Raw genomic sequence first — 15,070 nt, 5'->3', positions numbered from 1 at the left:
ATCAAAATTTCTCTTCCACACCCAATCCAAAAAGCGCAAAATCATACTTGACCGGGTCGGCTGGATCAAATTCACGGAGCTTGTGCGTGAGTTCTGTGGCTGTGATCCAGTCGGTTTGTTTTCTGGTGATCAGCCCAAGCTTCCTTCCTACTCGATCCACGTGGATATCACAAGGACAAATCAACTGGCTAGGCTGAATGGTTTTCCATATCCCGAAATCTACTCCTTTGTCATCCTGCCTCACCATCCAGCGAAGGAACATATTGATTCGCTTGCACGCTGCTTTTCGCTTTGGTGTAGCTATATGCTTCCTCGTTCTTTGTGGTGCATCGGGAAGGTTGAAGAAAAAATCATGAAAATTAGTCAACAACAACCCCATTACATTGACATCTTCACTGTATCCTTGGAGAAATGCAGTTTCCAAACTATCGTAATTGCTATAATACCAAGAAAAAAACTCCACAAAATACAAGGTATCTATATCATTGAAGGTTCTGTGTTTGAAACTTAAAAATGGTTTCAGATCACTTTCCGTATGATTGCGCATAAAATCATATGGGGCATTATCCATCATCTCAAATAGCTCCAAACATTTGTTGATTATTGTCTTCCGCTGTCCCCATGCAAGAATTGATGCGATAAATGCTGTTATCTCAATGTCTTGCTTTTTGGTAAATCTGTGAGGAATGGAGATTGGATCGAGCGTAATAAAGCTTGGCTGATTATATTTCTCTACTTTTTCATCCAAAAAACCTTTTAAATCCATTTCAAATCGCAACTTTCACCTCACCCCCTTGAATCCCATCAAACCATTTGAAAGAAAGACTAGAATCCTCTACCTCTGAAAGGTGCCAATCAAAACATTTGATATTAGTCAATGATTTTAACTTGTCTTCATCCGGATAGTAAATACAAATATCGAAATCAGGCAAATCTTTAGATTCCGTAGCATTCCATTTTTCCAACAAGATCCCCTCTTCCATAAACCTGATTTTCGACCCGAAATAAAAATCCTGCAATACGGAAGGTATCCCATCTTTTCTTCTGAGTTGAAAACAAGATGGCCCGAACATAATCTGCTTGTACACTTTAGCTTCAAGCAAATCATTGGTATTGGGTAAAGACTCCCATTCTGATTGGTGAATAGTTTCTGACTCCTGATCAGACCTAAGTTTAGTCAATAATTTTGAAAGGGCGGAAAAAAGGTAAGTTACACCTATAAAAAGTATCCCAAATGTAGCCAACACAGGGTAGCTAATGATAAAGAGTGCATTCCAAACGTATCTGAATGCATGGTGAAATATGATTTGGATTTTATTCATGGATAAAGCCTAAGCTCATGCAAAAGTACAAGCTTCCTTTGGAATTACCAAAGTCACATTTTCGCTCAAAAAACAAAGGAGACTCAAAAAGATAAAAAAACCGATTTAGGAAACTTCCCAAATCGGCCTTAAGTGTCTTTTTAAATATTGCTTTGAAAAAAATCAATAAGAAACTTCAACAGGAAATCTTGAGTTCACAGCTCTGAGTTGATCAAATGCAGCTTTTGACAGCTTTACAACAAGCCTGCTATTATCTCCAGTATTCGGCAACTTCCCTACAACTCTGGCAAATATCGTAATGTCATTCTCTTCATTTCTCACGCGCATGATAGTACCGACAGGTGCTTCTTTGTGCAACACAAGGTATTTCTTGTGATTGCCAGTACCCTCTATCACTTCAGCCAAACCTGTCTCTTTGATGTTTTTATAAGGAGTTTCTTCTGCCCTTCCTCCCGAAAGAGTTGCTTCCGACCTTTCATTATTAACTATAACAGGCACTGTTGAACTGATTACAGGAACTGTTGAAGGTCCGGCTTCGCCTCTTCCTACTTTCAGTTTTTGTCCCAAAGAGAGATTGTTAGATGTCAAGTTATTCCAAGTTATCAAATCCTCGACCTTGGAATCATATCTTTTGGCTACCGAGAATAAAGTTTCTCCTTGTGCTACAGTATGTGTGATCCAATCCCCTGGATAGACAGTATCGGAAGTACCATTGTTTTTGATTTCTTCAACTTCTTTTGACATGACCTCTTTTGCTTTAGGAGCATTATTTTTGAGTTCTTCTTCTTTCTTTTTAGTTTCCTCTTTCTTTGATGTAGCTTTTGCTTTTCCAGCATCCACAACTTTTTCCACTTCCTTAGTGTTTTCTGCTATTGATTGAGGCACCTCTTGTTTTGCTACCCCTTGAACTACCAAAGCTTGTCCCAAGCTTAAATCATTACCTTTGAGGTTATTCCATGTCATGATGTCTCCTACGGACACATTGTACTTCTTTGAGATAGAAAACAAAGTCTCACCTTGTCCAACATTGTGTAAAACGGATCCTTGTGGCAAGGCTGCCGGAGCGATGTATGGGATTCTAATTCTTTGGCCCATTTTCAATCCTGCCTTCAATTCCTCATTATTCTGAATGATCTCATTTACAGATGTAGCATATCTGCGCGAAATACCGAACATTGTCTCTCTTTCTTCGACTTGATGAACAATAAAAGTTTTATCCCCCACCTTTTCTATTCCAACAGAATCCAATCTTACCAACTCAGAACCATTTACTTGTAAGCTCAGGGCAATTAAAAATGCAACTAGTGTAATTCTTTTCATAAGTTATCGTGATAGCTATTTTGACACAAATTTCTGATTAATTTTTTCAAAAACAAGTTTTGAAATAGCCTCCCTCACAAATCGTTCCACAGAACCTCGTAATAGGGTTTCCGATTGTTAATATTTAATAAATTAAAGATCTTAGGATTTTACCCTAATCCATGTAGCGAAAAACACACTTTATTACAAACCTGCTTTGTAACAAAGGTTGACTTCAAAAGTAAGCTTAAAGATTATCCTTAGTGAAAAAAAACAATCTTTGGCAATCTTTAAAAAACCAACTAAATAATAATGACCATAAATTTCGAATGATTATCCTACTTAGTTGTAACATTGCGGACAATCATGTTGTATTAATTGGTATATTCAAAAATCAAAAATTGATTGTATGAAAAACATGTTCACCGTTATTGTTTTATTGTCCCTTCTGGTGCCAACTTTAGGCTTGTCTAACCAAGACAGCATGCGTCAGGAAAAAACTAAAAAGGTCTATACTTTTGAAATTACCAGTGATATAGATCCTCGAATGAATAGAAAAGTGAGACTTGCGCTAGAAGATGCCAATGCCAAAAATGCAGATATGATAATTATCGAAATGGATACATACGGTGGGGCGGTCAATGATGCTGACGATATCAGGACGATGATTTTGGAGACAAAAGTACCGATCCACGTTTGGATCAACAAAGATGCTGCATCAGCTGGCGCGCTAATTTCTATAGCATGCGACAGTATATATATGGCTCCTGGGGGTAGTATCGGAGCGGCAACTGTTGTGATGGGAGGCGGAGGAGAAGCTGCTCCCGACAAATACCAATCCTATATGCGCTCCATGATGAGAAGTACTGCCGAAGCAAAAGGTCGAGACCCCAAAATTGCGGAAGCAATGGTCGACCAGAACCTAGAGGTGGAAGGTGTCAGCGAGAAAGGTTCTGTGATTACATTTTCAGTATCCGAAGCCATAGCAAATGGATTTAGCGAAGGACAAGTAAACAGTATAGAGGAAATCATTGAAAAACAAGGATTCGAATCCTACGAAATCGAGAAATACACGACTTCAAATGTAGAAAATATAATCTCGGTTTTCCTTAATCCTGCAGTCAGTGGTTTTTTAATTTTGATCATTTTTGCAGGAATTTATTTTGAAATCCAAACACCAGGCGTTGGGTTTCCTTTGGCAGCATCGTTGATTGCAATAGTTCTTTATTTTATCCCATATTACCTTACAGGTTTGGCTCAAAACTGGGAAATCGCTGTATTTATTGTCGGAGTCATTTTATTGCTAGTGGAGCTATTTGTCATTCCTGGATTTGGAATCTTCGGAATACTGGGAATTGTTGGGATATTGACTGGGCTGACACTTGGAATGGTTCCAAATGATGCTTTTGACTTCACGTTTGTACCCTCTGGAGATTTATTCATAGCGATACTTACAGTCATATTGGCAGCTATCGTTGCTATGGCGTTGATATTCTTCTTTGCTCCAAAAGTCAATCAATGGAAAGCATTTAGTACAATTTCACTTGCTAATACACAACAAAGGTCAGAAGGCTATACTTCGACTTCCTATCAGGATAATCTACTCGGAAAAGAAGGTATAGCTCATACCAGATTGATGCCGAGTGGCAAAATCCTCGTAGAAGATGAAGTTTATGATGCATACTCTAGGGGTGAATTTATAGACAAAGGTGAAAAAGTCATTGTCATCAGCACTGAAGGCACATCTTTGAAAGTGAAAAAAGGATGAAAGTGAAATTTTCACTTTCATCCTTTTTAAGAAAATTTTATTTAAGAATCTGTTTGCGTGTCTTACCAAGACTGAATTTCACCAAGTAGTATTCTTTAATTTTGGAAAAGCCCTAATAATATCTGAAAGACTCAATTGGCCAACAAGTTTGCCATCTTTCATTACGGGAAATCTTCTGATCTTTTTATCCAAAAACTGTTGGGCAGCATCGAACAAACTCAGGTCAGGCTTCATCGTGATGACATTGGTGGTCATGTGTTCTGAAACTTTCCCTGGAAAAGACGGTGTATTTGAATATTTCCCCTTGATTATTTCTTTAAGACAATCTACTTCTGAAATAATTCCAACCAAATTGCCCTCTTGGTCAACAACTGGGGCTCCAGAAATTTTTCTTTTTGTCAACAAGTCCAATACATGATCTATTGAATCATCAGGGTAAAAAGTCACTAAATTGGTGGACATATGATCTTGAACTAGAATAGGAGCAGCTGTTTTTTTTGGCTCCACTACTCTTACTCCTTGAAAACTCTTTACCATGGCTAATTTCGGGTTTAAGTGAAATTCAAAATAAGCAAAATAATCAGTCTATCAAAATTAAAATTTACAAAATCCCAATTTTACACCCGAAATAAAACTAAACACCTGACTTTTATGAAATTTTATACCCACTTACAGTTTCAACTCATTATTAAATTCTTCCACAATTTCTTTGCTGATGCTCAATACACTTTTGAAAGCATTCGGATCTTTCGAAAGCTGAACTTGCTGTGAAAAAAAGTTAGAATCTGTAGGTCGAAATACCTTACAGCTCCCATGGACTTCTTTAAGGAACTCTGATTTCTTTAAGGACTCGACATGTCCTGGCTCTAAACCTCCACCAGGCATTATTATTATTCTGTTTTGAGCTAGCTGCAGAAGTTCCTTCACTAAGGAAATCCCTTCTGAAAGCGTATTTCTAGTCCCCGAGGTAAGAAGCCTCTCGAAACCACAATCGATAATAGCCTCCAATGCTTTTTCCGGATCTACACTGATGTCAAATGCCCGATGAAATGTGCAGGGCTTTCCATTAGCCTCTTTCATCAATTCTTTGCAGCTATTCTTATCTACTTCTCCATCAGGAGTCAATACTCCAAAAACAAATCCGTCCGCACCATATGAACCTAGAATTTGAATATCCTTTTTCATCACTTCTATTTCCTCAGGTGTGTAGACAAAATCTCCTCCTCTAGGCCTAATCATCACAAAAATCGGAATATTTATTTTCCCTTTCAGGTAGGCCAAAGCCCCAACACTTGGCGTCTCTCCTCCCTCTCCAAAATCAGAACAAAGTTCAATTCGATCTACCCCAAATTCTGCTGCTTTTAATGCTGCTTCTATGGTGAAAACAGGTGCTTCTAATAGTATTTTATCCATTTGTTTTATAGCTTAAATTTTGAATCAATAAGACCTTTTCCATCAGCATGATGTCTTGCATAATTAAATCCTTGTCTAACAGAATATGCACCATAGGCTCCATCTTTATTGATCGCTAAAAACCCCGCCTGAATATCATCTATGTTTCTATTTTTGGAAATCAATCTCCTTACAGCCTCTTCGCAAGCTTCCTGCGGGGTCCTTCCCTGCCTCATCAATTCAACTATCAAGAAGCTCCCACAAATCCTAATTATAGACTCTCCAAGACCTGTTGCTGTAGCTGCACCTACTTCATCATCGACGAACAGGCCAGCGCCTATAATTGGACTATCTCCTACTCTTCCATGCATTTTGTAAGCCAATCCTGATGTCGTACAAGAGCCAGCCAACTTACCATCAGCTCCCAGAGCTATCATCCCTATAGTGTCATGATTTTCTATGTTGATAATGGGCTTGTATTGTGAGGTTTTTTTCCATTCTTGAAAGAGTTCTTCGGATTTTGGACTTAATTTCTCGTCTTCCAAAGGAAACCCTTGTTCAATGGCGAACTGTCTCGCACCTTCCCCTACTAACATCACATGCGGAGTCTGTTCCATTACTTTTCTAGCAAGAGATATCGGGTGCTTGATTTGCCTTACAAAACCTACACTGCCACATGACCCATCTCCTTTCATTATGGAAGCATCCAATGTCGCAATCCCCTCTCTATCTGGCAAGCCTTGCAGCCCCACCGATAGATTTTCCAAATCCAACTCAGTAACCTTCACCCCTTGCTCAACAGCCGCTACTAAATCTCCTGTATCACTCAATATTTCCCAAGCTTTGTCATTTGCTGCCATTCCATGCTCCCATGTTGACAAAATAAGCGGCTTGTATTTATCTCCACTTTCACTACTTTCAGTTTGAGCACATGCATTTCCGATCATGCCAGGCAAAAGCAAAGGAGTTGAAAGTATTGTTTTTTTGAGAAATGATCTTCTTGTGGACATACTTTACGTTATTATTGCAATTGTTGATATATTGAAAAAAGAATGAAAGTTCAATTTCTTAATTTTTTTGTAAAAGTAAGAATACTAAAATTATTTTTTTCAAATAAAAAAAGCTTCTCTTTACGAGAAGCCTCTTTCTTCAGTGGATAATCACTTTATTCTATTTGAAAACTTCAATAAACTCAGGTTCTGATCTGTATTTTTTGAACAACAAATCTGACATTGCACGATTTCTTAAGAACTCACTACTCTGCACAGCTTTTTTCAAGTTTTCAAACAAAGCTTGTTTATCATCTGTAATAGTAGCTACCATGGCCAAACCGTAAAATCCGTATCCATATTCACGATTATATTGTACGCTTTCTTCAAAAGCCTCCAAGGCATTTCTATAGTCTTCTGCCAGAAAATAAGCCAACCCTTTATTGAATAGATTACTTTCATTTTCCGGAGCACGGTTTAGCCTGATAGTTGCAAGCTTATAATCTCCATTGATGATATCTATCGCTCCTCGAAGTCCTTCATTGAATCGAAGAAACTCGTTTGACTCGTCTCTTTCAAGCGCTGACGCTTCCGAAATAGCTACATAAGCCTCGAAATAATCACTTCTTAACAAGTATGCCTGACCTAAATTGTGAAATGAATACGAATTAGCATTCATCCTATTCGCATCTTTAAAAAGATTGATTGCACGACTGATCAACTGGTTTTTCGTCCTAAGGTCCAATTCTCTTTGAGCTTGATTAAGATATACCACACCTAAATTATTCAAAGATAATTCTGACTTTTCTTTAGCATTCAACAAATTGTAAATATCTTCTTTTTCCTGAAGTCTTTTGGCTACTTGGCCTGCATAGACCAACTGTTCGTTAGTCAATCCCTCCAATGAAGTGCCATTATTAAGCAATTTGTAAACACTTGCAGCTACTTCTGGATCAGAGAAGCCAGTGTTTTCATACACGGCAGAAACTTTTGCTTGACGAAGTTTAGGAAAAAGGTCTTTTGACACTTTGTTATAAGTACTTAGCCTTTGCATTTCACGAAGTTGCGTATCAAATGCTTTTTCACTCAAAATTATTTTATAATATTCTTCTTTCTGCACAGCAGTGATTCCTTCATATTCTCCAAGCAAAACTCTCAAATCAAACCAGTCATTCTTTCTTGAATTTGCAGTAACTTCCACATTGGGATTATTTAGCATTGTTCTGATTTTCTGAGCCGCAACTTCAGCTCTTCTCAATGCCAAATCATTGTTATTTAGCTCCTGTGGTTCAAATGAATGTAAACCTGTTATAATTACTTTTTTGAGAACTTTTGCTGTCTCAGAAAGAGTCAATAAAGGCGAGCCATCAGATTTGACAAGTGAGTTATCACGCAGCAAACTACTCCCAAGTGGAAACATTAAACTGTAATCCTGTATAACTTCCCTTTGCAAATCAGAAAAATCAGTTTTCATGTACACTCCTATCGGAGGAATAGGCTCATCAGGTGTGATCTGACCGATTCTTGCCAGCAGCGGAGTGGTGTAGAGTCCATCTGCTATTTTCTTGGAAGCGATATTTCTGGCTTTTCCTTTTTGCATTACCAGTCCTTTGAGCATCAAATCTCCCGATTCCATTCCTGGCAAATATGGAAAAACAAAATCGGCATCAATCTTTGCTTCATTAATGACTTGGGTATATTCCCCATCAAAGGCTACAATTTCTGCCAACCTCAATGCTCCTTCTCCATAACTATACTCAGGATAAAGAAGTATCCGGACATCATTTTTGAGATATTGAAGAGGAATAGCTCCTTCTAGTTTGAATCTCACAGAGTCCCTATGCATCGTCAATGACTGAGGTTTTGCTGAGATCCCATCTAATAAATTATCAAATTTGCTTAGCTTTGGGCTACAGTTCCAAAAAAGAACTACCAAAAGGAGGACAGGTGAAATATTTTGCGTGATTCTAAACATTTGGCATTAAAATAGATTATTCAAATTATTGCAAATTATTTGTTACATTTATTCGAAACTAACTGAAAATCAATCATCATGAATAAACTTAGACTCTTTTTTGAAGACCGTGCATTTGGAGTCTGCTCTAGGTTGGGAGAGAAATTGAATTTCCCAATTGACAGCATACGCCTATTTTTTATTTACAGTTCCTTCATTACTATGGGATCTCCTATCATCATCTATGTAAGTATGGCAATGATGATGAAAATCAGGAAATACTTTAGGAGAATGAACAACCCAGTTTTATTTGATTAAATCTCAGAGAATCTTCTCTTTTTTCTGACATAATATTGCCACAGAATTGATTTTATCTTGTAATTTGATTTTGATGGCAAGTTTAGTGCCACAGAATCTGTAAAATCTATTTTTTTCATTTTGTGAAAATCCGCGTGTGCTTCAATCACAGCTTTCGCATTGCTTTTTTCTCCTTTGAGTAGAAAAACTACCGACGCCAATACGTCCAAGAAAAACCTAATTAGGTATTTCACTTTAAAACTGGATCCAGTCAAATTTTTGTGGAGCATTAAAAGACTGTTGCGGAAATTCAGGTAAGTCTTTTTTGGGTTTGACCTAGACAAAGTGGCTCCACCTAGGTGTTGAACTTCTACTTTTCCGATATATCCCAACTTAAATCCACTCGATCTAAACCTCCAACACAAATCAATCTCTTCCATGTGTGCAAAAAAACGTGAATCAAACCCACCAAAATCATGGTATGATTTGTTCCTGACAGCCATACAAGCGCCAGAAGTCCAATCTACCTCTACAAAATCGTCATATTGTCCATGATCTTTTTCAACTGATTCAAAAATTCTCCCTCTACAATATGGATAACCAAATTCATCCAAAAACCCTCCGCCGGCACCTGCATGATCAAAATAACCTTGATTTTGGATAGACTTGATTTTTGGCTGAACAGCAACAAAGTCTTTATTAGATTCTAAAAAATCTATCAACACATAATCCCAGGAGTTTGTAATTTGAATGTCTGAATTGAGTAAAATACAATATTCAAACTCTTCTTTGATATTCCCTAGTGCCTCGTTATACCCTCCTGCAAAACCATTATTGTGAGGCAGTTTTAGAATTCGGACTTGAGGGAAATACTCAGCCAAAAACACTAATGAGTCGTCAGTGCTTGCATTGTCTGCTACAATAATAGGATAAGTTGAAAAAGAAATTACTGAGGGGAGATAGCGACGAAGCATTTCCTCCCCATTGTAATTCAAGATAACTATTGCAGCTTTCTGCATCAAAACATATTGCCTAAATCCATCCCTGGAATATTTGGCATCATTCCTTCCGTCGCCGACTTCATTTCATCCTTGATTTTTATTTCAATGGATTCCAAAGCCTTATTGATCGCAGCTATAGTGAGATCACTAAGCATCTCTCTTTCTGAAGGATTGATCAAAGATTCATCCATGTCGATAGAAACGACCTTTCTATGACCATTTACTACGACTTTAACCATGCCAGCACCGGCCTCTCCTTCAGCTGTCAAATGAACAAGTTGCGCCTGAGTCTCTTTGATTTTGACTTGAGCCTCTTTCACTTTGTTCATAATATTCATAAAATCAAACATATTCTATCTCGATATTTAACGCAACAAATATAATGTTTTTATGAATAGAAATTCAAGAACAGAAATTATATTAAATACTGATAAAAAACATTTTAACAGAATATTATTTTTTATTTTAATTTAAATTGAAATTTAAATAAATAAACAGAAACATTTTTGTTATTTTCAGAGTAGATAATAGATTGCAGATAAAATTAAACCTAATTTATCCTATGAGAACAATTGAAAAAATTGACAAAGAGAATATCCCTTCATTGAAATTCAATAAAAATGAAGTTTTATCATCGCAAGAGGATATCAAAAAAAGATGGAACAACCTATTTAGAGCTCAAGCTTTAGGAAATTTACTTCAAAGTAAAGTTCAGATCACATTTGAAACAGCAGATCAAAAAATTTTTCAGGTAAACACTACCATATGGGCCGTCGGACTAGAATTTGTAACGCTCAAAGGAGGTATTCACATACCAGTCAATGCCATCTTGGAAGTTGATTGATTTCAAAAATTGTATTAAAAAACTCCAAATAACCATCAAAAATTATCTTTTATAAATTAATGATTATCCGCGTGAATCAAACTGGAAATCCTCCTATTGATGTCATCGCGGATAATTATATCATTTAATCACCTATCAAATTTTTGACCTCAATGATCGCATCTTCTAAAGTACATGAACTTTGATTTCCAGTTAGTAAGTTTTTCAAACTCACCTGTTTTTTTTCGATTTCTTCAGAACCCAATATAATCACAAATGGTATTTGCTTTTTGTCTGCATAAGTAAACTGCTTTTTGATCTTTGCTGCGTCAGGATAAAGCTCGGCAGAAATCAAGCTGTTTCGAAGTTGGTTCAAAACCATCAACCCATAATCTTTTCCCTCTTCATCAAAATAGGTAATCAAGACTTTGGTTCCTTCCAATTGCTTCTCCGGGAATAGATTCAATTCCTCCAAAACATCATAAATCCTATCTACACCAAAGGAAAAACCAACTCCAGAAACACCATCCAGCCCAAAAACTCCAGTCAAATCATCATATCGCCCTCCTCCACTCACAGAACCTATGGACACATTGTTCACTTTCACTTCAAAAATTGCTCCTGTATAATAAGACAACCCCCTAGCCAAGACAACATCAAAATCTACAAATTTCTCATCTTCGCCATATTTGGTAAGCAACTCAAAAACCTCTTTTAACTCCGCTATTCCTTTTAATCCAACTTCAGAAGTTGCTAAGAAAGTTGACAAGAAATCCAGCTGCTCAGTATTCGAGCCTTGAAGACTGATGATAGGGTTCAGCCTATCAATAGCAGCTTGTTCAAAATCTCTTTGAATCAATTCTTCTTGTACTTTTTCCCAGCCAATTTTATCCAACTTATCAATAGCTACACAAAGCTCAGACTCCCTTCCTGCTGCACCGATCACTTCCGCCAAACCAGTCAATATTTTTCTATTGTTGAGTTTGATAGCATAATCGTTCAGTCCCAACTGAGAAAAAACCTGCTTGATCATCAACAGAATTTCCAACTCACAAATCAAACTGTCCGTTCCAACCACGTCGGCATCACATTGGTAAAACTCTCTATACCTTCCTCTCTGTGGCCTATCAGCCCTCCACACAGGTTGGATTTGAAATCTTTTGAATGGATAAGTGATCTCATTTCTATTCATCACCACATACCGCGCAAAAGGCACAGTCAGGTCATAACGAAGTCCTTTCTCAGAAACTTTCGACAAAGTGGCACCTGCTCCAGCCCCTAAATCAGCTACAGAGACGTCTTTTAGATAATCACCACTATTCAGGATTTTAAAAATCAACTGATCTCCTTCGTCACCATACTTCCCTGTCAGTGTACTGAGATTCTCCATCGATGGAGTCTCCAGCTGCTGATAGCCAAAAAGCTTGAAAGTATCTTTGATAATATCAAAAATATAATTCCTTCTCGCCATTTGAAGTGGTCCAAAATCTCTCGTTCCTTTTGGTAAAGTAGGTTTCTGAATTGCCATGCTGTTATTTAATTTTGCGCAAAGTTAATAGATCGCCCGAAAGAATAAGGCACTTCTTTGGGAAATTCAAGGAAATCGCTATTAACAATTTCAAGTCGAGAAACCCCTCGTGGACATTTCTATTTTAGGGAGATTGAGAGGTTGGTCTGAGCGGACACAGACCAAGGTGATTGGAGATCACCAGAAACTAAAATGCATTCAATTCCTATAATTTCAATCCTTCCAATTACTACGCATGAAGAAAAAGAGACATATTTCAAATGTTTTTTAAAATATTTCAATGTAAAAGTGGTCATTCCAAAATAATCCGTTAATTTTGCGCTTCATTTGAGTTCACATAAACAGATAAGACAATGGCTGTTACTACATTAAAGAGAAAATTAAAAAGAAAGAGACAAGCTCAAACTACTAGAGTTATCAAAATCAAACAATTGAGTGCCAAGCCGGTAATCAAAAATGTTGATGTTGAAGAGTTGAAGAAAAACTTCTAAGAAGTTATTTCCTAGTTTCTTTTTTCAAGAAATAAAGAGGGCAACGATGAGATCGCTGCCTTTTTTATTTTGCCCTATTCCCAAGCTCCACCACACGGAGGTTCTGCAGTTTCCCTTGAGATATTTCAAATAGCAGCATGGTGCGCATCACATGAAAACCATGCTTCCCGATGGCTCCTGGATTCATATACAGACAATTGACTTTCGGGTCAAATTCAACCTTACATATGTGCGAATGCCCACACACAAATAGTTGACATCCATTTTCAATGATTTTTGATTTTACTCCTTTGGCGTAAACAGGTGGTTTCCCTCCTATATGAAGCATTCCAATCTTCAAACCATCTATTTCAAACCAAATCTCTTCTGGAAACTTTTCTCTCGCTTCACTGTCATCAATATTACCTGTCACCACACGCAAGGTCTTTTCCTTTGGCAAATGCTTGAGAATATCCAAATCTCCAATATCTCCAGCATGCCATATTTCATCCACTTCTTTCAAATGATCTAAAACAGCTTGATCTATATAGCTGTGTGAATCCGAAATCAAACCTATTTTTCTCAAAACCTCTTTTATTTGAATGGTAAAAATTATCAAAAGCTTTGCTAAATTAGGGTAATTTAAACTCCATAAAAAATGAAGATGAAAAACACGAACTCTACCAGCATCATAAAATTCTTATTCTCCATTTTTTTCGCCCTTTCTTTCAATGCCATTCAGTCTAATGCACAGTCGGACGTAAAAACATTATCAGCTAATGATTTCGAAAAACTTTCAAAAAAAGGAAGAAAAGCAGTCATATTGGATATCAGAACTCCTGACGAGGTGAATGAAGGTCATATCAAAGATGCTGTTTTTGCTGATTATTTAGGTGGCGAATTTGAGTCAAAACTTGAAAGTTTAAATAAAAAGAAAACTTATTACGTGTACTGTCGATCCGCGAAAAGAACTATCCCCGCTACAGAAAAAATGAAAGAACTAGGTTTCAAAAAAGTATATATGCTTGAGGGAGGACTGAACAATTGGATAAATTCAGGGAAAGAAATCACTAAACCTGATTGAAATCAAACATTAAAAATCAGATAAAAGAAGATCAATCCAAAAATATATCCTTAAGTTCTCTGTAGCGTTTTGGAATTGAACGATTACTTTCTATTTTTACGATCGAAAATTTTGACTAAGAAATGAGAGTTATACAATTCAGAGAAGCATTAAGAGAAGCCATGTCAGAAGAAATGAGACGCGACAAAAACGTGTTTCTCATGGGTGAAGAAGTGGCAGAATATAACGGAGCATACAAAGTATCCCAAGGCATGTTGGACGAGTTTGGACCTGAAAGAGTCTATGACACACCGATTGCAGAACTTGGTTTCTCCGGATTGGGCGTTGGTGCGGCGATGAACGGACTAAGACCAATCATTGAATTCATGACGTTCAACTTTTCTCTTGTTGCAATTGATCAGATCATCAACTCAGCAGCAAAAATGTACGCGATGTCAGGCGGTGCATATAATGTACCGATCGTATTCAGAGGCGCTACCGGAAATGCCGGTCAATTGGGAGCTACCCACTCTTCCAATTTTGAAAACTGGTTTGCAAACACTCCAGGACTGAAAGTAGTCGTACCATCAAATCCATTTGATGCAAAAGGCCTTTTGAAAGCCTCTATAAGAGACAACGACCCTGTTATATTTATGGAATCTGAATTGATGTATGGTGATAAAGGGGAAGTTCCTGAAGGCGAATATCTTTTGCCAATAGGAGTTGCTGAGATCAAAAGAAAGGGAAAAGATGTTACGATCATCTCTTTCGGAAAAATGATGAAAGTAGCTTTGGAAGCAGCTGAGGAATTGGCAAAAGACGGTATCGAAGCAGAAGTGATTGATTTGAGAACTGTAAGGCCTATCGATTACGCCACTTGCTTGGAGTCAGTTAAAAAGACCAACAGATGTGTTGTGGTAGAAGAAGCTAACCCTATCGCTGCGATCTCCTCCGAACTCACTTACAATATCCAAAGAAATGCATTTGATTACCTGGACTCACCAGTGATCAGAGTCAATTCAATGGATGTTCCGTTGAGTTATGCTCCTACCTACATTGAAGCAGTAATTCCAAATGTAAAAAGAACTATTGACGCTGTAAAGCAAGTAATGTATAAAAAGTAAAATTGATTAGATTCAGTAAAAAGCCTGCTAGGATTTTCTT

General features: G+C 37.3%; 17 protein-coding genes. 6 read left to right on the top strand and 11 right to left on the bottom strand.

What is annotated here, in order from left to right:
• Position 1: 1 nt before the first annotated feature.
• From MM236_RS16775 to MM236_RS16765, 3 genes are all read right to left on the bottom strand, one after another.
• Positions 2 to 766, bottom strand: a complete 765-nt coding sequence (locus tag MM236_RS16775; protein WP_241276150.1) for a TIGR02757 family protein — start codon at positions 764 to 766, stop codon at positions 2 to 4.
• A gap of 1 nt (position 767) precedes the next feature.
• A complete protein-coding gene (locus MM236_RS16770; protein ID WP_241276149.1) occupies positions 768 to 1,322 on the bottom strand; it encodes a hypothetical protein in 555 nt (184 codons plus the stop codon).
• A gap of 162 nt (positions 1,323 to 1,484) precedes the next feature.
• Complete coding sequence (locus tag MM236_RS16765; RefSeq protein ID WP_241276148.1) at positions 1,485 to 2,642, bottom strand: LysM peptidoglycan-binding domain-containing protein; 1,158 nt, start codon at positions 2,640 to 2,642, stop codon at positions 1,485 to 1,487.
• Between the two features lie 388 nt (positions 2,643 to 3,030).
• Between MM236_RS16765 and MM236_RS16760 the strand changes: the two genes are divergently transcribed.
• On the top strand, positions 3,031 to 4,389 hold the full coding sequence (locus tag MM236_RS16760; RefSeq protein ID WP_241276147.1) for an NfeD family protein: 1,359 nt from the start codon (positions 3,031 to 3,033) through the stop codon (positions 4,387 to 4,389).
• A 78-nt stretch (positions 4,390 to 4,467) separates the two neighbouring features.
• Here MM236_RS16760 and MM236_RS16755 read toward each other — a convergent pair whose 3' ends face one another.
• From MM236_RS16755 to MM236_RS16740, 4 genes are all read right to left on the bottom strand, one after another.
• On the bottom strand, positions 4,468 to 4,926 hold the full coding sequence (locus tag MM236_RS16755) for a CBS domain-containing protein (RefSeq protein ID WP_241276146.1): 459 nt from the start codon (positions 4,924 to 4,926) through the stop codon (positions 4,468 to 4,470).
• A 132-nt stretch (positions 4,927 to 5,058) separates the two neighbouring features.
• The gene (locus tag MM236_RS16750; RefSeq protein WP_241276145.1) at positions 5,059 to 5,802 is read right to left on the bottom strand and encodes a copper homeostasis protein CutC; all 744 of its coding nucleotides are present in this window, start codon (positions 5,800 to 5,802) and stop codon (positions 5,059 to 5,061) included.
• Between the two features lie 5 nt (positions 5,803 to 5,807).
• The gene (locus tag MM236_RS16745; protein WP_241276144.1) at positions 5,808 to 6,791 is read right to left on the bottom strand and encodes an isoaspartyl peptidase/L-asparaginase family protein; all 984 of its coding nucleotides are present in this window, start codon (positions 6,789 to 6,791) and stop codon (positions 5,808 to 5,810) included.
• A 160-nt stretch (positions 6,792 to 6,951) separates the two neighbouring features.
• Positions 6,952 to 8,745 carry a tetratricopeptide repeat protein gene (locus tag MM236_RS16740; protein ID WP_241276143.1) on the bottom strand — a complete coding sequence of 598 codons (1,794 nt, stop codon included), beginning with the start codon at positions 8,743 to 8,745 and terminating at the stop codon, positions 6,952 to 6,954.
• 78 nt (positions 8,746 to 8,823) lie between these two features.
• Between MM236_RS16740 and MM236_RS16735 the strand changes: the two genes are divergently transcribed.
• On the top strand, positions 8,824 to 9,042 hold the full coding sequence (locus MM236_RS16735) for a PspC domain-containing protein (protein WP_241276142.1): 219 nt from the start codon (positions 8,824 to 8,826) through the stop codon (positions 9,040 to 9,042).
• Here MM236_RS16735 and MM236_RS16730 read toward each other — a convergent pair.
• Positions 9,039 to 10,040: a glycosyltransferase family 2 protein gene (locus MM236_RS16730; RefSeq protein ID WP_241276141.1), complete on the bottom strand. Its 1,002-nt coding sequence runs from the start codon at positions 10,038 to 10,040 to the stop codon at positions 9,039 to 9,041. The genes MM236_RS16735 and MM236_RS16730 overlap by 4 nt on opposite strands.
• A complete protein-coding gene (locus MM236_RS16725; RefSeq protein ID WP_241276140.1) occupies positions 10,040 to 10,372 on the bottom strand; it encodes a YbaB/EbfC family nucleoid-associated protein in 333 nt (110 codons plus the stop codon). Before MM236_RS16725 ends, MM236_RS16730 begins: the two co-directional genes overlap by 1 nt.
• Positions 10,373 to 10,584: 212 nt before the next feature.
• Between MM236_RS16725 and MM236_RS16720 the strand changes: the two genes are divergently transcribed.
• Positions 10,585 to 10,866 (top strand): hypothetical protein, encoded by a 282-nt coding sequence (locus tag MM236_RS16720; protein WP_241276139.1) that lies wholly within the window; start codon positions 10,585 to 10,587, stop codon positions 10,864 to 10,866.
• Positions 10,867 to 10,990: 124 nt separating this feature from the next.
• Here MM236_RS16720 and hisS read toward each other — a convergent pair whose 3' ends face one another.
• Entirely contained in the window at positions 10,991 to 12,373 is a 1,383-nt protein-coding gene (hisS, locus tag MM236_RS16715; protein WP_241276138.1) for a histidine--tRNA ligase, read from the bottom strand.
• A gap of 353 nt (positions 12,374 to 12,726) precedes the next feature.
• Between hisS and MM236_RS16710 the strand changes: the two genes are divergently transcribed.
• Positions 12,727 to 12,864: a hypothetical protein gene (locus MM236_RS16710; protein ID WP_241276137.1), complete on the top strand. Its 138-nt coding sequence runs from the start codon at positions 12,727 to 12,729 to the stop codon at positions 12,862 to 12,864.
• Positions 12,865 to 12,928: 64 nt separating this feature from the next.
• On the opposite strand, the gene MM236_RS16705 is transcribed toward MM236_RS16710, so the two are convergent.
• A complete protein-coding gene (locus MM236_RS16705; protein WP_241276136.1) occupies positions 12,929 to 13,429 on the bottom strand; it encodes a metallophosphoesterase family protein in 501 nt (166 codons plus the stop codon).
• A gap of 78 nt (positions 13,430 to 13,507) precedes the next feature.
• Between MM236_RS16705 and MM236_RS16700 the strand changes: the two genes are divergently transcribed.
• Together MM236_RS16700 and MM236_RS16695 are read left to right on the top strand one after the other, a co-directional pair.
• Complete coding sequence (locus tag MM236_RS16700; RefSeq protein ID WP_241276135.1) at positions 13,508 to 13,927, top strand: rhodanese-like domain-containing protein; 420 nt, start codon at positions 13,508 to 13,510, stop codon at positions 13,925 to 13,927.
• 122 nt (positions 13,928 to 14,049) lie between these two features.
• A complete protein-coding gene (locus tag MM236_RS16695; RefSeq protein WP_241276134.1) occupies positions 14,050 to 15,030 on the top strand; it encodes a pyruvate dehydrogenase complex E1 component subunit beta in 981 nt (326 codons plus the stop codon).
• Positions 15,031 to 15,070: the final 40 nt, after the last annotated feature.

The organism is Belliella calami, from assembly GCF_022549695.1.
GTDB lineage: Bacteria > Bacteroidota > Bacteroidia > Cytophagales > Cyclobacteriaceae > Belliella > Belliella calami.
The sequence above is the reverse complement of the archived record's forward strand: the minus strand, read 5'-3'. Positions and strand labels throughout refer to the sequence as shown.